This is a genomic window from Variovorax nitratireducens (assembly GCF_051216545.1).
Classification (GTDB): Bacteria; Pseudomonadota; Gammaproteobacteria; order Burkholderiales; family Burkholderiaceae_C; genus Variovorax.
Genome location: NZ_JBPJZO010000012.1, coordinates 26,849 through 48,166 on the forward strand (window position 1 = coordinate 26,849; position 21,318 = coordinate 48,166).

Here is a 21,318-nt window from a genome sequence, read left to right on the forward strand (position 1 = left end):
TGATAACTGAGCAATGACCGATTCTCTTCACGGCCTTGCCAAGCAGGTTGAGAAATTTGCTGCCGACCGCGACTGGCAACAGTTCCATTCGCCCAAGAACCTCAGCGCTGCTCTCTCGGTCGAAGCCGCAGAGCTGCTGGAGCACTTTCAGTGGCTCACCGAGGACCAGAGCCGGACGCTCGCTTCAGAGAAGCTCAATGCCGTCGGCTCGGAGGTGGCGGACGTTCTGCTGTACCTGATCCAACTGTCCAATGCGTTGGGCATCGACCCTATCGCGGCAGCACAGGCCAAGCTCCAGGCCAACGAGCTGAAGTACCCCGTTGATCGCTCCCGCGGCAGCGCCAAGAAGTACGACGAACTGTGAGCGCGACACGCTGGTGATCATCTACCAAGCCAACAAGCGCGAGTTTCTTCATCACGCGCTGCGTGAAGACATCGAAGACGTGGTCTCTCGACAGTTTCGAAGCGCCACCGGCTACGGCGTCGGACCCTCGGAGGTTCAGGCCTGGAAATATTCGCTACTTGAGATGGCCAAGGTACTGCAGGACGAGGAGATCCCGCAGGATGCGGGCGTGGCGATCGAGTACCAACTGCCCCAGAGCACCAAGCGTATCGATTTCGTCATCGCGGGCGAGGACGCAAGGTCCCGCACAAAGGTTGTCATCATCGAACTCAAGCAGTGGTCCGAATCGCGCCGCAGCGACAAGGATGCGGTGATTTGGGCCCGCCGTGGCGGCCGCACCGGGGAACGAGAAGGTCCTCACCCGTCCTACCAGGCTTGGACGTATGCCGCCTTCCTGCAGGACTTCAACGCCGCTGTGCAAGACGGTGACATGACCTTGCAGCCTTGTGCCTACCTGCACAACCATCCGCGCGACGGCGAGATTGATCACGCCCACTACAACCATCACGTGGAACGAGCGCCCTTGTTCCTGATGCGCGAACGCGCCAAGCTGCAGGCGTTCATCCGAGAGCATGTGCGATACGGTGACCGCAAAGGCGCGCTCTATGCGATCGAGAACGGTCGCATCCGCCCGTCCAAGATGCTGATCGACACCGTGGCCGGCCTGCTGCAGGGCAAACCGGAGTTCCTTCTGATCGACGACCAGAAGGTTGTGCACGAAACCATCCTGCAGGCCGAGGCTCGAGCCGCGGAGCGCAAACAGGTGGTGATCGTCCAGGGCGGCCCGGGCACCGGAAAGTCGGTCGTCGCCATCAACTTGCTGGGCGCACTCATTGCGCGAAAGCGGAACGTGCGCTACGTCTCCAAGAACGCAGCGCCGCGCGCCGTCTATGAAGTCAAGCTGACAGGAACCTTCTCAAAAACGAGGATCAGCAACTTGTTCAGCGGTTCCGGCGCATTCGTCAATGACGACCCCGACAGCTACGACACCCTGATCGTGGACGAAGCGCACCGCCTAAATGAAAAGAGCGGTCTCTACCGCAATCTTGGCGACAACCAGGTCAAGGAGCTAATCCGAGCTGCCCGCTGCACGGTGTTCTTCGTGGACGACGACCAGCGCGTCACCCTCCTCGACATCGGCCACACCGAAGAGCTCCGACGCCAGGCGCGAGCGCTGGATGCGGAGGTGACCGAACTGGAACTATCCTCACAGTTCCGCTGCAACGGATCGGACGGGTATCTCGCCTGGTTGGACAGCACCCTTGGCATCCGCGAGACTGCGAACCGCACCTTGGAGGGGGTGGACTACGACTTTCGAGTGTTCGACGACCCGGCGGAGATGCATGCGCTGATTGCGCTCAAGAACGAATCGAACAACCGGTCGCGCGTTGTGGCCGGCTACTGTTGGAAGTGGCCCAGCAAGAGGGATCCCCAAGCCTGGGACATCACGTTGCCCGAGTTCAACTATCAGCGCCGTTGGAATCTGGACAAGGATGGGAGCCTCTGGATCGTGGCAACGAATTCTGTAGCGGAAGTAGGCTGCATTCACACCTGCCAGGGGCTGGAGTTGGACTACGTTGGCGTCATCATCGGTCCGGACCTGACCTGTCACGACGGTCGCGTGGTGCCTGATGCCTCGAAGCGGGCCTCGTCAGACCAGTCGGTCAAGGGGCTCAAGAAGTTGCTGACGGAGGATCCGGCCGGCGCCCGCGCCCTTGCGGACACCATCGTTCGGAATACCTATCGGACGCTCATGACCCGGGGCATGAAGGGCTGCTACGTGTATTGCACCGATCCCGCGCTGGCCGATCGTTTCCGGAAGAGCATCAGCAAGTTAACGCAGCACATTGGGGCTGGAGATGAGCATGAGTGACCCGCCCGGCACGGACGCCGAGATCAGGGCCGCGGCGTTTGCGCACGTACGGCGATTGACGGTGCTAAACGACCATCTGAGTTCTGAGCATCTGCGTGCGGGATTCATGTACCAGGGCGAGCGGCTGCCGTTGATCAACCCGCAGCGAGGCATCTTCAAGCCCAGACAAATGCGCTACCTGCTCTCGATTCGGACGGTCTATCCCAAATCAGGTGGGTATTCCGGAGCATCGTGACCGCCCATTCCGGGCCATCGTGACCGAGCATTCCGATCGAACGTGACCGGCGGTTCCGGGCTCAACGTGACCGATTTCCGGGTAGCCCGGAATCCCCGGTCACGATGCCGGAATCGACGGTCACGGCAGCGGAACGCTGCCGTATGTCAGCGTGTTGGTGTTGCGCATTTCATCCACCCCATGCGGGGTAGCCTGCCGGGCTTTGCCGGAGACAGGCGTGCCCGCACCAAGGATCAACATGCGCAAGATCAGAGACGTCTTACGTCTCAAGCTCGAAGCCCGCCTCTCCCACGAGCGAATCGCCGCCTCTCTGGGCATCTCCAAGGGCGTCGTGGCCAAGTACGTCAGCCTGGCGAGCGTCGCGGGCCTGGACTGGGCCACCGTGCAGACATTGAGCGACACGGCGCTGGAGCGCCGTGTCGTGCAAGGCCGCTTGGACCGACCGACCCACTACGTGCCGCCCGACTACGGCCGTGCCCACCAGGAACTGCGGCGCAAGGGCATGACGCTCATGCTGCTTTGGGAGGAGTACGTCACCGCCCACCCCGGGCAGCCCACCTACCGCTACAGCCAGTTCTGCGAACGGTATCGGCGCTATGCGTTGCGGCTGAAGCGCTCGATGCGCCAGATCCACCGCGCCGGCGAGAAGCTCTTCGTCGACTACGCCGGCCCCACGGTCGAACTGGCCGATGGCAGCCGGGCCCACGTCTTCGTGGCCGCGCTCGGTGCCTCCAGCTACACCTTCGCATGCGCGACGCCGCGCGAGACCATGGCCGACTGGCTGCAAGGATGCGCACGCGCCCTGAGCTTCATCGGTGGCGTGCCGCAGCTCATCGTCCCCGACAACCCGCGCGCGATGATCGCCAACCCGAACCGCTACGAGCCTCGGGCCAACGAAACGGTGGAGGACTTCGCGCGTCACTACGGCACCTCGGTGTTGCCGGCGCGGCCGCGCCATCCGCAGGACAAGGCCAAGGTCGAGTCGGCTGTCCAGGTCGTGGAGCGCTGGATCCTCATGCGCTTGCGCCACCGGCGCTTCGCCAGCGTGGACGACGTCAATGAGGCAATCGAGCCATTGCTGGAGCGGCTCAACGGCAAGCTCTTCCAGAAGCTGCCCGGCAGCCGCGCGAGCGCCTTCGCCGATCTGGATGCACCTGCCTTGCAGGCGCTGCCGCTGCAGCCCTGGGAGTGGGCCGCCTTCAAGAGCGTGCGCGTCCATATCGATCACCACATCGAGATCGACGGTCATCGCTACAGCGTCCCGCAGAACCTCGTTGGCCTGCTCCTGGAGGCGCGCATCACGGAGCACGCGGTCGAACTGCTGCACCGCGGCCAGCGTGTCGCCGCCCATCAGCGCAGCGCCCACAAGGGTGGCTTCACGACCGTCGTCGCCCACCTGCCGGCGGCGCACCGCGCTCATCTCGAATGGACACCCGAGCGCCTCGTGCATTGGGGGCAGAGCATCGGCGTGGCCACGGGCCGCCTGGTGGCGCGTTTGATCGAGGAGCGGCGCCACCCGGAGCACGGCTACCGCGCATGCCTGGGTCTGCTGTCGCTGGCGCGCCGCTATGGCAAAGACCGACTGGAAGCTGCCAGCCTGATCGCCCTCGAGCTGGGGACGGCGAAGTACGCGCATGTGAAGGCCATTCTGGTCAACGAGCGAGACAAGGCTGCTGCGAGCACGGCGCCCAGCTGGATCAGCCCTCCCCATGAGCATGTGCGCGGCCCAGGCTACTACCAGTGACGTCGGACACCCCCCGCTCAACACCGAACAACAAGGAATACCCAATGATGATGAACACGACCCTGGATCAACTGCGCAGCCTGAAGTTGCTGGGCATGGCAGCAGGACTGCAAGACCAGCTCACGAGCGCCGGCATGACGACCATGAGCTTCGAGGAGCGCACGGCGTTGCTGGTCGAGCGCGAGATCCACTGGCGCGGCGACAAGCGTCGTGAACGGCTCTTGAAGGAGGCGCGGCTGAGGTATCCGCAGGCCGCCATCGAAGACATGGATGCGCGCGCCGGTCGCGGTGTCGATCGCAAGGCCGTCATGAGCCTGGCGCTGGGCGACTGGATCGATTCGGGCCACAGCGTGCTGATCACGGGCCCGACGGGTGCGGGCAAGTCGTGGCTTGCCTGTGCGCTGGCGCAGTACGCCTGCCGGCGAGGCCGCTCTGCGTACTACCAGCGCATGCCCCGGCTCGGCGAGGAGCTGCGCATCCGCCACGGCAACGGAACCTTCGGCAAATGGCTGATCCAGCTGGCAAAGACCGATGTGCTCCTGCTCGACGACTGGGGCATGGCGGCCCTGGACGCTCAGGCGCGCAGCGACCTGCTGGAGATCATCGACGACCGGGCGGCCAACAAGGCCACCATCATCACCAGCCAGCTGCCGATCGAGCACTGGCATGCATGGGTCGGAGACGCCACCATCGCCGACGCGATCCTCGATCGTCTGATGCAGCAAAACCACCGACTCACCCTCACGGGTGAGTCCCTTCGACAGAAGCCAAAAACCAGTCAAAAGGACAAGAACACAGACCCATCGTGACCGACACTTCTAAAATCTGAACGCGCAACTCAGCACGCATGACGACCGGTCACGATCAAGCGGAATCGACGGTCACGTTCGCCGGAATACGCATCAGGCGCCAAGATCTGGTACGACGATCAGCGCGACGTCCACAAGCAGATCTATGAAGGTCAGGAATCGGTCGCCTATGCGTTTATGGGGCAGAACCCGGATGCAGCAGACAACGTCTGGCTGCGCGAGGCGCTCGAATCACAAACACCCTTTATCTACTTCCTCGGGACCTCGCCGGGACGCTACCAAGCGATCATCCCGGCGTTCATCTCGGGCTGGGACCGCCAGGCGTTGAAGGCCAGCGTTGCGTTTGGTGCTGCGGGACAGATCGAAATCGCCTCCGACGCCACAGAGCGTCGGTATGCGCTGAGGCAAGTTCAACAGCGCCTGCATCAAGCGTCGTTTCGGGATGCGGTGATCACCGCGTATCGCGGGCGGTGTGCGTTGTCTGGGTTGCCAGAGGCGCTGCTTTTGGATGCAGCCCACATCATTTCCGACGGTCATGAGGACCTTGGCCAGCCTGTTGTGCCCAACGGGATCCCACTGTCCAAGATTCATCATGCGGCGTTTGACGCCCATCTCATCGGCATCGATCCGTCATTCAAAGTCCATGTCTCGGATCGCTTGCGGGGTCAAAACGATGGCCCGATGTTGGACGCCTTGAAGCGCCTTCATCTAGGTCAGCTCCACCTGCCGCAGCGACCGCAGGACCGACCCGATCGAGACCGGTTGGCTCTGCGCTTCGAGTCGTTCCTTGCCGCGGCCTAAAGTCGCCTTAGCGCGCGAGTTCTGTCGAGGTTCGCCCGCTGCAGTTCGCATCCTGGCAGCTCGCGCAGTTTGGCTTCGGCGGCCGCGTCATAGTCGGGGCGCTTGAGCGGCAGCTTCAGACTGGTTGCGGTCGGTCGAGTTTTAGCGCCAAACGACCTTCCGGGCCGAAACCTGTCATTCGTGATTTAAATGCTCGGTGATCCGCTGTGCGAACCAAACCGGTCGCTTGGCCAGGTGCCGTCGCCGATGCGTCACGCACGGCGGTTGGCAAAGGGATGACCGAGCGCTCCGCGCCCGTTGCTGTCGAATTCTCCGCGAACCAAAAACGACTGCTGTGCAGCGGTTCGGTTGTCGATTTGCTCCCATGACGGTCGTCGACGGCCGTGGCGCAGTTCCGCACTGGGGCGAACAGCCACAACCTGATCTACGATTGGACACACATCAGAAGAGCCGTTCAGCCGATCCCTCTTGAGGACCTGTGATCCGACTAACCGTACCGCCCATCAAGGGCGTCTGGAAGCGGCCGCCTCGAACGGGGGGCCGGGCGCGTCGGGTAAGCTCGAAGGCCACTCGATCACTCTGCCCCCGGGCCAGCAACCAAATGGATGACGCCGACGTCGCCAAGCACATGCAGCCAGTCGTCGAAGATGGGTTTGCTTTGAACGACAGGCGCTTCGAGCGACTCAAACAGTGGCATGCCGTGCTGTTCCAGCTGATGAGTGCTCGGTCTTACCTGCACCAGCTCATGACCCGGGAGCGCACGCTCGGAGACCTGAGCGACGCGCTGACCGACTTGTCCTTGCTGGCCGCCTTCGTCCTTCAGTACAGCAAGTGCTTCACGAGCGGAGGCACCGGCCAGGCTCGCCTCGACGAGAAAAAGGTGTTCGACGCCGACAGCGACGCCCTGAAGGCCCACAAACGAATCCTCGACATTCGACATCGGTTCGTCGCACACAACGACAACATTGACCTCGTCGTGTCCAACCTCGCGGTCAAGGAACTCGAAGACCGATTCGTTGTACGACACCTCATGACCTACGCCATGCCGGGGAATGAATACCCCGACTTTCAAGCAGCGCTCGATGTGGTTGATCAGCATGTCATCGAGGGGATGAACAAGAACCTCGATAGCCTCGGAGGAAGGCTCGGCAAGGTCATCGTCCTGTACAACGACTAACTAGCTCTTCGAAAGTTTGCGATTTCCGTAGGAGCGACTGCGTAGCGGAGGCGCCCCCTCCGCACGGTCGCTGCGTCTCAGGAGGTCAAGAACTCAGAAACTGGCAGCCATCTCGTTGGGGCGTCACGATCGTCGTGCGACGGATGGCCCTTGTGACCGCTACGCGCAATGCCAGCCGCGACTGCGCGATGCGCTTGGCGTCGGCGTTCGCCGCCACGATGCGACCGGAGAACGTGCCCTCGTAGATGACGACCTCGTCGAACTCCTTCCCCTTGGCCTTGTGGATGGTCATTACGTGCAGGCCGCGCCATTCCTTCTGTGCAGCGACGAAATGCTCCTGAAGCAGGGCATCGCGAAGCGCCGCCTCGGCTCCGGCATAGTCCCCCCGCGTTCTCCACATCTCGCTGAGCGCGGTGCGCAGCGCAGAGCCCCTGTGCAGCAGGCGGAGGAAGCGCGCGTCCTCGGCCACGCGAGCCACTTGGTGCGAGGTGGACGCCGCAATCAGATCTCTCACGGCCACCCAGTCTTCCTCGGGGTTTCCTGAGAGCCTGAGGGCCGCACGCTCGACGGCGATCCTCTGGCACTCATCAACGACGAGCTCCCTGTTTTTGCCGCGGATTTTTCCCGTCGACATGTAGATACCGATCGCACCTGCGAGGTTCATCTCCGCCTGCGCAGGGGCCTTGTTTCCACTGCGACCACGGATGTGGGTGTGCAGCGCGGCGACCAGGCGTGATGCCAGCGCCGCGGCGCCCCCCCCTTCCAGCAGCACGGCGATGACGTTCGCAGCCAAGGACGGCGACTCCGCGTCCATCGCCACGTCGTGCCGAAGCGCGGGCAGCCCGTCCAGATCCGAGGAAAGATACTGCGAGAACTGCAGCATGAAGGCTTTGGACGGGACGAGGACGGACACCGAGGTGTTTGGCTGGTCGCGCAGGCGCCGCAGCGCGGCAAGTACCTCCGCTTTCGCCCGAAAGTGCGGGCTCTGGTTCCTGCGGAAGCCGTAGCGCACGATCTTCACGTGCGTGTACTCCTTGCCGCGGTTCCGACCAGTCAGCAGGTCGTTGCCGAAGACGTTGATGTCCGTTCCGTTGCTTCGGTGGTTCTCGCCCGTGAAATCGAAGCTCCCAGGCTGGAACGCCTCGACGAATTCGCCCAGGCGGCGGGGATCGGCTCCCCGGAACTCGTAAATGCGCTGGTCGAGGTCGCCGAGCGCGATCAGGCGGCTCTGCCGACCCAGCTGACGGATCATCGCCCATTCGTCGGCGTTGGTGTCCTGGAACTCGTCGAGGATGACCATGGGATAAGCGTCGCAGTAGATGGCCGCCAACCGGGCGCTGCGCTGGAAGAGTTGTGCGACAAGCCGCGCGAACAGGTCGAAGTGCAGCCGCCCCTCCTGCTCGAACAGGCGAAGCATCTCCTGCTCGCGGGCGCCGGCGTCCACGTCCGCGAAGTGCGCCGCGGCCTCCGGCGGCGGCAGGAGGGTGATGGCCCTCGCTGTGCTCAACAGGTAGCCGTGGCTGCGCAGGATGCTCCACGCGAACCCGTGGTAGGTGTTAATCTCGAGGTGCTTGAGCTCCTGCGGTGAGACGAGCTCGGCCGCCTTCTCGAGGATGCGCGCGACCGTTGGCCGCGCAAAGCTCAGGAACAGCACCTTCTGGCCCGGCTTCAGCGATCCGCTGGCAATTTCCTGCTGGGCCTTGACGAGCGCCACGTGGGTCTTGCCGGCGCCCGGGCCGGCGAGGGCCAACGCGTGTCCGGGGCAGGCCAGGAAGTCGAGCTTCTGCGGACTCCAGACCATCGACTTCAGGCCGCTGCGGCTTCGGCTGGGGGCGCCGGCGGCGCAGGCTCGACGACAAGGAAGATGCCATACAGGGTTTTGGCGACGTATTCAGGCATCTCCTGCCAGCCCGTGCAAGACGCCAGCAGGTCGGCCGCCTGGCCACTGCCCTTGCCCCAGGCGAAGTATTGCGTCAGCGCGTTCCTCAGCGCAGCCAGATCGGAATCTGCCCTCGGCGCCACGGGGATCAGGTGCTGCGGCCAGTCGCCGTCGGCCACCACGCTCAGCGCGTAGCGCCGGATCGCGTTCTCGTTGGTTCCCTGCAGCACTAACGACTCGAATCCCTTCGTGGGCGACTCGTACGTGTGGTCTACCGCGGCCCGGATGAGGGCGAGCTGCGCTTCGTCCTGCTTGTCGAACACCGCGAAGACGGTTTTGCCCAACGCCCTGAAGAAGTTGCCGAGCGGCGCGACCTGAGAGTCCGTCCTGGCGTCGATGACCGCCACGCCGAGCGCCTCGAGCGACTTGAAATACTGGGGATCGGTCTGGCTGAGCGTGCGAGCGGCCGCCGGCAGCGCGTCGAACTCCGTGCGTCCCTCGACGATGAGGACGTACTTCGCGAGCAGCGCCTCGCAGAAGCGCGCCCGGAACTCCGCCTTGTAAGCCTTCGGCTTGATCGTGGGTGGCAGGCTGGCGGGGACGGAGGTCAACACGCCGCCCGCGCGCTTCAGCACCTTGATCTGCGCGGGCTCGAACTCCTCGAGCACGTACGGCGAGTGCGACGTAAAGAGGGCCTGAGCGGACTTCTCGCGCACGCTGTTGACGATGCGCTTCTGCGTGTGCGGAGGCAGCGCCGTCTCGGGCTCCTCCATGGCGAAGATCACGTTCTGCTTGAGCTCGGCGATGATAGACAGCAACGCGAGCACCAGCGTGTTGATGGTGCCGGTGCCCTGATGCTGGTACGGGGCCGCGTAGCTGCTGCCGTCAGGTCTCTTGACCCCCGTGCCCATGAAGACCGTCAGCGTGCGACGCAGGGTCTCGCGGGTGAGATCCGAGACGCGCATGTGAGGGTCCTCGGCCCAGTCCGAGGGGACGAATTTCCTAATCGAGGCCTGCACCGCGGCCAGCAGCGTGGTGACGCCGAGTTCAGGTTTCTCGGCGACCGGCAGCGTGCGCAGCGATCCCAGCAGTTCCTCCCACATCTTCAGGCGCGATTCCTGAAGGCGCAGGATCACATCCAATAGCGATCCGCGCTCGAGACTGAGCGCGCGCGAGCCGGTGCGCACCGTTCGTAGGTATAGGAAGCCACACTTGCGCTTGTCGGAGGCGCGAAGCGCCTGGTACTCGCCGGCGCCGATCGGGGCGGGCAGCGCGAAGAACGTGTTACCCAGGAAGTCGTCCTCCTCCGCGTCGTAGGCGCCCCGGAAGAAGACACGCAGCGCGGGCCCGACCCCGGCGGCGTCGGTGCCTTCGGCCGGCGGGCCGGGCAGTAGCGTCTTCGCGTTCGTGTCCCACCATTCGAGGTGTTCGCGGAAGTGCCGGAGCTGCTCCTCGTTGAGGTCGGCGACGATGACCTCGACTGACAGCGGGATCGGCTGCCCTTCGGCGCTGAGGTACTGGCCCGCGTAGAAGTCGTGCTCGTCGACGACCGGGCGGCGTGAGAGCCGCTCCGGGCCCAGCACGAGGTCAATCGCCTCAAGCAGCGTGGACTTGCCCGCGTTGTTGTCGCCAACGAGCACGCTGTGTCCATCGAAGTGGACTGTGCCCTGCGCGATCCCCCGGAAGTTCGCGACCCTGACCTGAACAATCTTCACGGAGCCTTCTCCTTGAGTGGCTCGTTAGCGCGGCCACTTGCACTTGATTATGCGCACGCGCTCTGCAGCAGTGGAGCAAAAGTCGGGCAGCTTCCGCCGCGGGGGGCTGCACGGAAACATCGGCTTTGCAGCGCCAGCCGCCGTTCGAGGCGTGGAACTGAACGGCGGCAATCGCTGCGGACCTGCCGGCCTCTTTGGCTACCCGCGATCAAAGGCCCCCCGACGACGCAGCTCGACGTCGAGAGGATGCCCCACCAGCGAGCGGACGGCGTTTTCGTTCCAGACGAAGCTCGCCTCGACGTTGATCTGCTTGGGGTCTTTGGCGGTGACGGATTTGTCGTCCAAGAAGATTACGCCGGAGAGGTGCTTGGTGACGTCGGCGGCCGTGATGTTCGACTTGACCTTCTTATTGAAACTCTTCGCGAGGTCGGCAGAACCGAGATAGTTGTTGAAGAACTGCTTTCCGAACTCGGTCTGGAACGTATCCTTGCCAAACCCACGGAAGGCGGTCTCTCCCGACCAGGGAAACATCACATAGACGATTGCTGTCGGCTCTGTGCGGGAGAATTTCTTGATGTGCCCAAACAGGAGCGTGTGGTGCCGCGTGGCGTGTTCAATTGGCGAGTAGGCGCTCGCGCTGATATAGGCCCCAGCATTCCAGGCAAATTCGTATGAGAGACCCGGGATAACCTGGCTTGTCAGACGCGGCGTCCTGCCGTTCACGTCGACGCCGCTTTCAAGCTCAGCGAGCAGCTGCAGGCGGTTCGCGGCATACGGCGTGAAGTCGTCGTCGTGATCGTAGGTGGGCATGATCATCATGCTCTTGATGCCCTTGGCCTTCCGAAACTCGTCGAAGATGCCGTCGAGAATCTGCCCGGTCTTGTCGGAGAGATTCTTGGTGTCCATTGACACGCCAAGAGTCTTCAAGCGCATATCGTGATTCGCGTTCTGCATGCCCATTTCCGACGCGAGGGTATCTGAGGCCGGCACTGTTTGGTCGAGCTCGATGTTGCCCGGGCCGGTCAACGAGGCGGCCAAGAAGTAGTCCAGCGCGCAGAGCTCCGCATACGCGCCATCCCACTCATCTTCGGCGACGCGGTTCACCGCGCCGATCACGTCTTTGCGGAGGCTAGGGTCGGATTGAATAGCTGCATTGATCCGCCGCAGCCTTTCCTCGAAGTTCGCTGTGAATTCTGCAAACCTCTGCGGGTTCGCAAGCGCGCCGACTACGTTGTTTGTGTCGGTCTTGGCGATGTCGAACTTGGCAGACCCGGCCCCAAAAATGTTGTCGACAAACGCGGCGTAGTTCGCTCTTGGCGTCATTGCTACCTCTGGTGCTGTTAAAAATGGCGGGCCGCAGCCGTGCCGCACCGGATTCGCAGGATTTTAGATGCCCTCGTCTTCTCTGCTCACCATAGGACCAAGTGGTGAATGTCGACCGGGCGAGTAACTGTAGCCCATGTCGTCGTGCTTGCCGCCTACGGCAAGTTCAAACTGTCCCGACGGAGCAACTGCCGCTGAAGACCGAACGTCGGCTTCCTGCGCGACACCGTGAGTTCAACGCACGCCTGGCAACCGTCAGCAATCGCTGCAAAGCACCCGGAAATCACCCCCGCACCAGATCTACAGTGCCCGATAAACCCCCAGATTCGCCGCAGGCTTTTCGTTCGCGGCCTCCAGCACCCGAATCACGCGGTGCAGCCTCTCACATTCCCGCTCCATGGAGGCCACCCAGGCGCGAGCATGCTGCGCCTCGTTGAAGGCCTTCTCGTGCAGCGCGGACATCCCCCACCGACTCTCGAACCAAAGCGCCAGGTACACGGCACGCGGTGCGTTGCCGCGCGCCTTGTAGCGCTGCAGGGTCCGCAGGCTGACGCCCAGGTGCCGAGCCACTTTCTTTTGCGGCTCGGTCTGGTCGCTCAGCAAGAATGAAAACGGCGGCAGCCGCGCAGGAGACGGTGCAAGGAACGGCATGGGGGCACCTCCTTCAAACCGGCGAAGAGGCCGGCCCGGGGTGTCAGTTTGTCAGGGGGCGTAGCGCCCTGCCCTGCCGGTCTCTTCCCTCTGCCCTGTCCGTGTTCAGGGCGCGTCGGGAATGAATAGACATAACTGCATACTTGCTTCGCGCAACTTATGGTTGGTTGCTTCTGACCTGCCCCCTCCCAGCCGTACCAACGTACGAGCAGCGAAGTCCGTCAACTTGGAGAATGAAAGACATGAAAGAGCAGATACACCGAGGGGCAGATCATCGGTTTCATCAAGCAAGCCGAGTCGGACTTGCCGATCAAGGATCTGTGACGCAAAGGCGGCTTCAGCGACGCGACCCTACATAAATGGCGCGCCAAGTACGGTGGTGTGGATGCGCCCGACGCCAGGCGACTGCGTGAACTCGAAGCCGAGAACAACAAGCTCAAGAAGCTGTTGGCCGAGGCCCACCTGGGCATCCACGCGCTGAACACCGCCTTCGCGGTAAAGCGCTAGCCCCACAGGTCAAGCGTGCGGCCGTCGCCGCCATGATCCAGCAATGTGATCTGAGCGAGCGACACGCAAGCAGGCTTGTGGGGCTCTCCCGCCACAGCTACCGCAATCCACCCGAGGCCGGGGCCATGACGCAAGAGCTCAGCAGCAGATCGTCGAGATCGCGCATACACGTCGGCGCTTCGGCAATCGGCGTATCCACGACATGCTGCGCCCGCACTTCCCGGGCATGAATCACAAGCGCGTCTACCGCCTGTACAGCGCCCCAAATCTGGTCGTGCGAGCGCAAGAAGGGCAAACGTACCGCCAGCGAACCCGTGCCGCTGCAACTGGGCACGACGGTCAATGAGGTGTGGAGCATGGACTTCGTCAGCGACAGCCTGAGCGCGGGACGGCGCATCAAGTGCTTGACCGTGGCCGATGACTTCAGCCACGACGTGAGCATCTCGGTGCACTGGGCCGTCTCGGGCCAATACGTCACGCGTCTGCTCGACTAGGCGGCGGTCTTCAGGGGCTACCCATTGGCCGTGCGAACGGACAACGGTCCGGAGTTCACCAATCGTGCTTTCATGGGCTGGGTGTAGACCCATGGAATTCGCCACATTTTGAACGAGCCTGGAAAGCCTATGCAGAACGGCTATATCGAGAGCTTCAACGGCAAGTTCCGTGATGAGTGCCTGAATGAGCAGTGGTTCGAGACGCTGCAACAAGCCAGGTCGGCCATCACGCTCTAGCGCCAGGACTACAACGAGATGAGGCCGCACAGCAGTTGCCAGCGAATGCCACCGGCGAAATTCGCCGAGCTGCATCACCAGCGCGCTGGCGATGCAGCTCGAACCAACTCAACAACCACCGAGATCAACTAATCTTGCAACCCCGGACTTCCTCGTTATGAATGGCACGGCAGGAGGGGGCAGGTCAGTCAGACGCTGCGCATTGCGCGCTTTTCGTTTCGGCTTCCTTCATCTGAATCTCCTGTGACGCCCTCGACCGCAACGGCGCGATCGCATTGAGGCGGGGCTCCAGTGGATCACCGCCGGTCATCGAGGGCCTCCCCACTGTCGGGGAGGGGTCGACGCCCGATGGAAAGTTTGTCCAGGCAGGCCAACGACGCAAACGGCCCGGACAACCCGCGGCGTCCTCTCAGCAGTGGAGGCGTTCGCGGCAGCGCCTTGCCTTCCCGGATCGCAGAAATTGGCGCTCTGTCGCTGAGCGTCGACGAGAGCAAGGCGAGGCTGCCGGATCTCATACCACCCGGAAGCTGAACGCGGGAAGCTTTCAGACGCCCAGCCATCGCATTGTTGGCCTAACGCTGGAGAAAGCGTTCAGGCAGTCCGCGCGACGCCAACTGGCGAAGATCCAGCTCGAGGCTGGTCCAGGTACCGTCACCCTTGCGGACCTGGATGCCGATGCAGTAGACGCCACGCGAGCTCACGTTTTGCAGGATCGCGCGTGTCCCATCCCGGATTTTGCGGATGTGGATAGTCTTCTTCGGATAGGTGTCGTGAAGATGAAAGACTACCGGTCCGCGCAAAGCAGATCCGTCGGTCGAATCAACGGCAACGTCGAAATAGAAGATTCCCTTGGTCACCCCGCACAGAACTGCTTCCGCGACGCGTCCATCGCGGCGAGCGGCCCCGCCCCATCGCCCCTGCTGCAAATCCGCGGCATTGAGAACGGGACCTGGTTTCGGAATGACGGTGGGATCGTCGACGGTCGGCGGAAGCCTCGGATCACGCCCCGCGCGCACCGATGCGACAGCCGATGAAAGCAGTCGGTGCAAATCGGCGTGACCTCGGAAGTGGATCACCTGGTGACCCGCTTCCAACTGCTGTCGAAAGCGTTGCATCTCGACTCTTGTGGGTAGCGACAGGCCTGCACGTTCCACTGATTTCATGAACACGAGAAGGGGTTTGTGCAAACGAAGGGCTTCACGGTAAGTGAATTCCATTGCCGACATGTCTTCGCGAAACACGGCGCTGCCGTCGAGCGGCACGCCGTATCGGTCCTGCACGATCGCGACCACCAAATCGCATTCGCGCACGTTCGCGCTTTCGCGAGGAATCTGGAGGTCATTGATATCGAGTTCAGCTGGCAACACCTCGTGGCCCAACGTTTCGAGCAACCTGGATGCGTTGCGCACCACTGCGTCTTCTGTGCGCGGGACGGCCAGCGCGATTTTCAGGCCGCTAGTTTGACGCTGCCGCAAGGAGTGCACCAACTCCCCGAATTGCATTTCGCCAACTTCCAGGCGTAGCGCCGCCAGAAGTTCGTCGATTCTGCGGTCTACCAGGCGATCCGCAACTTCGGCCAATTGCATTTCCAGCTGGCGTCGATCAACCAGAACGATGCGCCGCAATCGGCTGTCGTCCAGTACGTCGAGAATCCGGTCAACACCCTTAGACTCATAAGCATGGACGAGCAGCCACCGGTTTCGATAGGCGTGCCAGTCAGGCGGTAGGTCTTTCCCGGTCAGCCAGTTGACCAGGTAGATGCGGGCCGTGCTTTGCAAGTCCGGTCTGAGCATGCCGAGCCATCGCGCTGCAGTCGGGTCGAGCCATCGACTGCCGCCCGGACCCTCACACAGCCAGCAAAGCTGAGCTGCCATCTGCTCGGTGTCCTCGTCGTGCGCGGGTCCCCCGGGGCGAAGCACCTGCAGACGCATCAGGTCCGTGCGCTCGCGCTCGGAAAGTGTATCGATGAACATTCGAAGCAGCGCATCGTACCGGCCAGCCGGCATGCCAGCGGCGCGCATCTGTGCAGCGGCCGAAACCTTTCGAAGGCAGAGGGAGCCTGCAAGCACGATCTGTTTTGGCACGCACTCGTGGACTGGCTCGAGCTCGCGCGCTGTCCGATGCCTCAATCCCATTTCGACCAGATGCGCTTCCGCCTCAGCCGGGGTGGGGTAGCCGATCACCGGTTGGTTGCGACTGGTCCGTCGTACGTAGACCATGGTGAGTGCGCAATCTTTTGGACGCGAAGGTTCGACAGAAGCCAGCGCCACCCGAAGCAATGGCCCGCGCGAGGATGTCCCGTCGACGGGTCTGCCCTCGAGATAAATGCCTCCCGGGAAGCGCTGCCGAAGCGAAACGTATTTGATGAAGGCCCGCGCCAGCAGCAGCCGCGCCCCCGAGTCCTCGTAGGCGGTGAGTGTGACTTTGCGACCATGTTGGCACTCTGTTTCAAGCCAGTGAGCCAGCGCGTCGACTTCACGCTCGCGCTCAACAGCCTTGCTCGCAAACTGAGGCCAGCCGATCAGTCGGCCTGCGGGCACATGACTGATCAGTTTGTCCATCACCGCGGCCACTGGCGTATTCGTCGCCACCACGAAATCCCAGATTTCCGTCGGCGGCACAGCCTCATCTTCGTCCCCGATGGCAACTGAAACTTCTTCGTCTGTCTCAACGAGTGCGTGACCTTGGGCCACCAGAGCGTCGCTCAGTATGCTGGCGTAGGCGCTTCGCTGGTTCGGCGGCCGCAGCTTCACCCGCCAGCGACGATTGGAGCGCGGTTGCTGGCCGCCGGATGGGGCGATACCGCTCGCAGGTGGTGCTGCAGTGCCCCCAGCGGGCGCACCGATCAGGCCCCGCCGCTCGTACAACTCTCGCGCGACATGGACAAAGGCCCTGGCTGCCGGCGGCAGCAGAGCAGACCCCCGTTCATCCAACACGAGCGCGGTGAAGTCCGCAACTACATTGCCGGTCTTCTCCTGAATGTAGAGACGCAACGCTTCTTGCGTTGGCGCCAACAGCCCGTCGACTGTGCGTGCCTCCGTTCGCGACAGCCCTCCCCGCAGCCAGAGACGGATGCCCGGTAGAAACTCGTAGACAGCGTCATCGTCGGCGCGCTGACCGTGAACGCGGCGCAGCAGCCCGGACATCAGGACTTCGGCGAGCACGGAGGGCGACTGATCGATCGAAGATGCCCGCTGCACAAGTCGCATCACAGGCAGCGTCAGCGGCGAGGCGGACAACAAGCGCATCAGCTGGAAGGCGGACGGTGAATGACGGCTGCGGAACACCGCCACGTTGTCGCGCGGATGGCGCCCCGCAGCGTCCTTGGCAACTGTTTCAGGGTCGTACGCCCTGGCGCCAGCGGGCACGCGCATCGGATCGAGCCGAACGGCCCGGTGAGCCACGCTGCGAGGCGCCATCACGAAGCGCGCCCAATGCTTTATTGCGTCAACCTCGAGCGGCAGCACTGGGACCACCGGATGGTCACGACTGCGCGAAAAGCGCCCGCTAAGGAAATCTTGGACGAGCAGATGCGCATTCGGCACGGCGCGTTCCCGGCTTTCCGTCCAGGTCGACGCGTCGCCCAGCAGTGTGAACGGCCAGGCACGTGTTGGCAGCATCTGGAAAAGGGCAATCACGGCATGGCGTGACAGCGCAGCAAACCACGCCGCCAACCCCGGCTCGCGCCATAGAGCTCCTTGGCCATGGGTGAGGACGAGCACCAGCTGACGACCATGTGATCCGACAACTTGCCTCGGCCCTGCGCCCGGCCCCGTCTCGCTTCGCAGCCCAACCTCACCCTTGTCCACCACCAGGTTCCAGAGCGCGACGCGGCGGAAAGCGCCGTGCCGCGTCAGCAGTGCGCCGAGCTCCCTTGCCATGCTTGACCATACGACCATGGGTTCGCTGGCATCGATCACCAGGGTCACATCGAACCAGCGCTCGGGTCTCGGCCTGAAGACTGGCGTGATATGGGGCCGCTGAGCGCTGAGCTGCGCTGTGGCAATAGCGTCCAGTTCCCGGCGCACCGGCGATGGAAAGCGGCGCATGAACGGGCGCAGGGCGCGCTCAATGGCGGTGCGTCCGGGCAGAGCCTCGGCCGACGGGACCGGAACACGCGTCGCTCGCAGCGGATCGCCCCCGGCAGCGCGTCCGGGCTCATGCTGGTAAAGCGCAACCTGCGAGACATCGTTCGTCTGAGCGCGCCCGGGACCGGAAGCCCTTCTGCCGTTTTCTGTGACAGATACAGCTGTGGACTCCGCATTCGTCGGAGGCAGAAGCTTCGTTTTGGGCGGCCGGGGCTCGGCCTGAGGCATCTCGCCGTCGAGAAGGTTGAGTGGTAGCGCGTTAGCCAGCCAGAAAGCGTCGGCAAACGTCAATGCGTCGGCCGCGTGATCGGTCGCGCGAAGCAGGGCCAACGCGCGCGGCAGTCTGGCCGCATCCATCTCAGCTCAACCTCCGAAACAGAACTTTCAGCACCCGTCGAATGTCCGGGCTTTCAAAGTTGTCATCTTCGTCCGTCAGAAGATGGGCAGCGTTCATCACCTGGTCGACCGCCATCGATCCGCGCTGACGCTCGTTCACGAACTCATCGACGAGTTTGCGCAACAAGGGCAACTCCTTTCCGAAATGCGAGATCACAATGCCGGCCAGTTCGTTCGCCGTCGGATCTTCGATCGGGCACTGTACGCAGCGACGTAGGAACGCCGCCGGAAAGTCACGCTCCCCGTTGCTGGTCATGACGATGACCGGATAATCCGTGAAGCGCACAAGTCCGTTGTGGACAGGCACTTCCTCCCCTTCTGGCGTCCAGAGAACAACATCGGGGCTGTGCTTCGCGATACGTTGAAGTTCCGGGATGGGGAAACTTCCCGTGTCCAGCACGTTCAGCAGGTCATTGGGAAGATCGACATCGCTTTTGTCAATTTCATCAATTAGCAGTGCCCGCGGTGTTGTGGTCGACGCCAAGGCGGCACCCAGGGGGCCAAGCGAGACGAAAGCAGCGATGTCCTCGGCTTCTTTGCCAGCTTGGCGAGCCGCCCCTGCGGGTCGCTGGATCTGCAATTCCTGCAGATGCTGCAGGCGGGCCAATGCGTCGTACTGGTACAGACCCTCCTGCAACGTTGATCGGGAATGGATGTTCCACGTCAGGACAGCGCCCAGCCGCAGCTGCTGACTGATCGAGTAGATCAGTGAACTTTTGCCGGTGCCTGGCTTGCCAGTCAGCAGCAAGGGACGTCGCAACACCAAAGCGGTGTTGACCGCGTCGACCACTTCGGGCGTCGGCCGGAACGCTTCGGCGGCGGCCTTGAGCCGTTCCAATCCGGGCTGCCGCCATGGCGGCGGGGGCGGCAAGCTAACGCGCTCTTCTGCAGCGGGCCGTTCAGGGTCGTAGATGGTCCATTCAATCATAGGGGAGCCTTCAGGTTTCGAAAGGGTTTCGTTCGGGCACGTCCATCAGCAACACCATGTCGGTCAGCGTCGGGTGCCCTCCGGCTTTGGCGTCTTTCAACGCAGCCGGCAAGCCGATCAGGGTGGAGGAATGAATCAAGTCAGATGCCGCACTGGCAAATTCGTCCGCATTTGCAACCGGCTCCCGCGGCCAGCACATGAACGGGTGGCCTGCCATCAACTCGCTGAAAAAGCGTGCGCGGTTGCGCCCGCGGTCTGCAGGCGTCGGCCCCGGGAAAGTCAGGCCCACCACGACACTGTCCGCCGTCGACGGCCGAAACACACATCCCATCGGAGAGCCCGCTCTTAGCTGCTCGAGGAGCGCGCTGTGACGACGTTTCCATTGCGCCGCCTGGCAATCAGCGGCCAAACCTGGCACCAATCGATCGCGCCATCGGACAACCACTGGCCACTCCTTGTCGAGCGATATCGAGACATCCAGCAACTCGTTTCTGAACTCGAGCCATTCGCGTGGCGCGCACAACAGCTCGCTGGGGGCGAGCAACTCGATGACCAGAGGCCGCGATGGATAACGCTGTCCGACGTTCTGCACTAGTTCGTTCAGCTGCTTGGCGAACCTTCGCGATGGCTCGGGGACATCCAGCGTTTCCCGCTCGACGTCCTCCAGCCAGGCATCATCAATGATCGCGAACTCGCCCGCAACATCGAGGCGCATGCTGACCTGCAGCAATACAGGTGCGTCAGGCGGTCTCCGCTCTTCCCGGGCCTGCCGAACCCATGGCCGCAGAAGACGCGATTTATGCAGAAGGGCCAGCAACTCGTCACGCGGCTGGGCCTGCGCTTCATGCACCATCGAAGCGGCGCCGACCAGCAGCCTTGCCAGGGACGCGAGTGACCGCTCCCGGTCGCTGGTATCCGAAATCCGCAGCATCAGCGCTTCGAGCGTTCCCGGATCGATGCTCAACTCTTGGCCTTCGCGCCTGAGCACGTCCTCGCCAAGCGCAAGCCACTTCTGCCAGTTCAACATGAGCCTTTCCGCCACCGGAAGAAAACGACGGACAATCTGGACCGATCTGAAAGCGTCGGACAGTGCAGACGCGGATCCGGCGCCCGAGGGCTGACCGCGTTGGCGCTGGATGAGTGCTTCCATCTGCCGATTCCGCAGCGCGGTCGACAGTTCTTCGAGGGAAACCGACTGGCCTGCCTCGCGCGACAGCAATGCCAGAGCCGCCACTGACAGGCCGGCCAACTGGGCATGTTGACGCACCAATTCGGCATCTCCGGCGTTGCGTTGCCTAGAAAAAAGGTCGCCGGATCCCGTGGTCCAGTGCAGATCGGAAATCCACTTCCTGCTGCCGTCAGACCTGAGCTTCTGCATCAGCTCATCTTGTAAGCCGAGTGCTTCTGGCGGCCACGCGACATGCTCAAACGTTTGAAGGACGCAGTTTGTGAAGCCTTGGTTTGGAAGGACCGCAGTTGAAGTTGTTTCGCTGGCACTCGACGCGAAGAAAAAATGCTGTTCACGCGACACCACGCCATCGCCGCTGAGTTGGGTCACAGTCGGCTGGGTTTGGATGACCTGTGCGCAGCAATCGATGAATCCGAACTGCAACGGTGCAAACAAGGCGGACCGCGTGTGCGTGAGCAGCGACGACAAGTCGAGTGCGTGCAGATGGGCGGCATCGCGGGAGTCGGCGGTCAATGCCATGCGCCGTTCGTTGCGAAGGATTCCGTGGCCAATCCAGTAAACAATCAGTACATCGCTTCCCTGCGCATTGGCGAGATGATCGAGCAGATCGGCACTGCGCGCAGTCTTTGGAATCACGCCGTCGGCCGCAAGACGTGCCAGTGCATCGTCATACTCTGGCCGCTTGCCGTGCGAAAGATTGAGCAGCAGGCGCAACGATGGATCGCGTCGACGCAGTTGGAGAGCAAGCCGGAGTGCCTGCCCAGCGACGGGTGCCGCAATGTTCAGGCGATTCGCTGCGCCGTAGTGTTCGACTGCAACGATCCAGGCGCATACGGTTGTCACGGAACTTTGGCCTGACGCGCTACAGC

The 21,318-nt window shown here is 62.8% G+C and carries 14 protein-coding genes and 1 pseudogene; 8 read left to right on the plus strand and 7 right to left on the minus strand.

Annotated elements, in window-relative coordinates; all coding sequences use genetic code 11:
• Positions 1-13 precede the first annotated feature (13 nt).
• The 7 genes from ACSFA8_RS22480 to ACSFA8_RS22510 all read left to right on the plus strand — a co-directional run bounded on the left by ACSFA8_RS22480 (position 14) and on the right by ACSFA8_RS22510 (position 7,042).
• Positions 14-364: a nucleotide pyrophosphohydrolase gene (locus ACSFA8_RS22480; protein ID WP_435481702.1), complete on the plus strand. Its 351-nt coding sequence runs from the start codon at positions 14-16 to the stop codon at positions 362-364.
• Between the two features lie 13 nt (positions 365-377).
• Positions 378-2,276 (plus strand): DNA/RNA helicase domain-containing protein, encoded by a 1,899-nt coding sequence (locus tag ACSFA8_RS22485; protein WP_435481703.1) that lies wholly within the window; start codon positions 378-380, stop codon positions 2,274-2,276.
• Positions 2,269-2,511 (plus strand): hypothetical protein, encoded by a 243-nt coding sequence (locus tag ACSFA8_RS22490; RefSeq protein ID WP_435481704.1) that lies wholly within the window; start codon positions 2,269-2,271, stop codon positions 2,509-2,511. Before ACSFA8_RS22485 ends, ACSFA8_RS22490 begins: the two co-directional genes overlap by 8 nt.
• Before the next feature lie 217 nt (positions 2,512-2,728).
• Positions 2,729-4,255 carry an IS21 family transposase gene (gene istA, locus ACSFA8_RS22495; protein WP_435481705.1) on the plus strand — a complete coding sequence of 509 codons (1,527 nt, stop codon included), beginning with the start codon at positions 2,729-2,731 and terminating at the stop codon, positions 4,253-4,255.
• A gap of 44 nt (positions 4,256-4,299) precedes the next feature.
• The gene (istB, locus tag ACSFA8_RS22500) at positions 4,300-5,064 is read left to right on the plus strand and encodes an IS21-like element helper ATPase IstB (RefSeq protein ID WP_435481706.1); all 765 of its coding nucleotides are present in this window, start codon (positions 4,300-4,302) and stop codon (positions 5,062-5,064) included.
• Positions 5,065-5,241: 177 nt separating this feature from the next.
• Positions 5,242-5,865 carry an HNH endonuclease gene (locus ACSFA8_RS22505; RefSeq protein ID WP_435481707.1) on the plus strand — a complete coding sequence of 208 codons (624 nt, stop codon included), beginning with the start codon at positions 5,242-5,244 and terminating at the stop codon, positions 5,863-5,865.
• Between the two features lie 601 nt (positions 5,866-6,466).
• On the plus strand, positions 6,467-7,042 hold the full coding sequence (locus tag ACSFA8_RS22510; protein WP_435481708.1) for a hypothetical protein: 576 nt from the start codon (positions 6,467-6,469) through the stop codon (positions 7,040-7,042).
• 85 nt (positions 7,043-7,127) lie between these two features.
• Here the strand turns inward: ACSFA8_RS22510 and ACSFA8_RS22515 are convergent, their stop codons facing one another.
• The 4 genes from ACSFA8_RS22515 to ACSFA8_RS22530 form a co-directional block, all read right to left on the minus strand.
• A complete protein-coding gene (locus tag ACSFA8_RS22515; RefSeq protein WP_435481709.1) occupies positions 7,128-8,792 on the minus strand; it encodes a UvrD-helicase domain-containing protein in 1,665 nt (554 codons plus the stop codon).
• Between the two features lie 56 nt (positions 8,793-8,848).
• Entirely contained in the window at positions 8,849-10,636 is a 1,788-nt protein-coding gene (locus ACSFA8_RS22520; RefSeq protein ID WP_435481710.1) for an ATP-dependent nuclease, read from the minus strand.
• 198 nt (positions 10,637-10,834) lie between these two features.
• The gene (locus ACSFA8_RS22525) at positions 10,835-11,959 is read right to left on the minus strand and encodes a hypothetical protein (RefSeq protein WP_435481711.1); all 1,125 of its coding nucleotides are present in this window, start codon (positions 11,957-11,959) and stop codon (positions 10,835-10,837) included.
• Positions 11,960-12,259: 300 nt separating this feature from the next.
• Positions 12,260-12,610 (minus strand): hypothetical protein, encoded by a 351-nt coding sequence (locus tag ACSFA8_RS22530; protein ID WP_435481712.1) that lies wholly within the window; start codon positions 12,608-12,610, stop codon positions 12,260-12,262.
• A gap of 270 nt (positions 12,611-12,880) precedes the next feature.
• Here ACSFA8_RS22530 and ACSFA8_RS22535 point away from each other — a divergent pair.
• Positions 12,881-13,980, plus strand: a pseudogene (locus ACSFA8_RS22535) (IS3 family transposase).
• 440 nt (positions 13,981-14,420) lie between these two features.
• On the opposite strand, the gene ACSFA8_RS22540 reads toward ACSFA8_RS22535, so the two are convergent.
• From ACSFA8_RS22540 to ACSFA8_RS22550, 3 genes are read right to left on the minus strand one after another with little or no spacing between them, the layout of a single operon-like run.
• Positions 14,421-18,293 carry an SAV_2336 N-terminal domain-related protein gene (locus ACSFA8_RS22540; RefSeq protein WP_435481713.1) on the minus strand — a complete coding sequence of 1,291 codons (3,873 nt, stop codon included), beginning with the start codon at positions 18,291-18,293 and terminating at the stop codon, positions 14,421-14,423.
• A 1-nt stretch (position 18,294) separates the two neighbouring features.
• The gene (locus ACSFA8_RS22545; protein ID WP_435481714.1) at positions 18,295-19,260 is read right to left on the minus strand and encodes an AAA family ATPase; all 966 of its coding nucleotides are present in this window, start codon (positions 19,258-19,260) and stop codon (positions 18,295-18,297) included.
• 10 nt (positions 19,261-19,270) lie between these two features.
• Complete coding sequence (locus tag ACSFA8_RS22550; protein WP_435481715.1) at positions 19,271-21,163, minus strand: hypothetical protein; 1,893 nt, start codon at positions 21,161-21,163, stop codon at positions 19,271-19,273.
• Between the last annotated feature and the right edge of the window lie 155 nt (positions 21,164-21,318).

Bases quoted from the DNA above. Each gene is read 5' to 3' on its own strand.
- ACSFA8_RS22480 (WP_435481702.1), top strand. From the start codon at position 14: ATGACCGATTCTCTTCACGGCCTTGCCAAGCAGGTTGAGAAATTTGCT.
- ACSFA8_RS22490 (WP_435481704.1), top strand. From the start codon at position 2,269: ATGAGTGACCCGCCCGGCACGGACGCCGAGATCAGGGCCGCGGCGTTT.
- istB (WP_435481706.1), top strand. From the start codon at position 4,300: ATGATGATGAACACGACCCTGGATCAACTGCGCAGCCTGAAGTTGCTG.
- ACSFA8_RS22505 (WP_435481707.1), top strand. From the start codon at position 5,242: ATGGGGCAGAACCCGGATGCAGCAGACAACGTCTGGCTGCGCGAGGCG.
- ACSFA8_RS22510 (WP_435481708.1), top strand. From the start codon at position 6,467: ATGGATGACGCCGACGTCGCCAAGCACATGCAGCCAGTCGTCGAAGAT.
- ACSFA8_RS22525 (WP_435481711.1), bottom strand. From the start codon at position 11,959: ATGACGCCAAGAGCGAACTACGCCGCGTTTGTCGACAACATTTTTGGG.
- ACSFA8_RS22530 (WP_435481712.1), bottom strand. From the start codon at position 12,610: ATGCCGTTCCTTGCACCGTCTCCTGCGCGGCTGCCGCCGTTTTCATTC.
- ACSFA8_RS22540 (WP_435481713.1), bottom strand. From the start codon at position 18,293: ATGGATGCGGCCAGACTGCCGCGCGCGTTGGCCCTGCTTCGCGCGACC.
- ACSFA8_RS22545 (WP_435481714.1), bottom strand. From the start codon at position 19,260: ATGATTGAATGGACCATCTACGACCCTGAACGGCCCGCTGCAGAAGAG.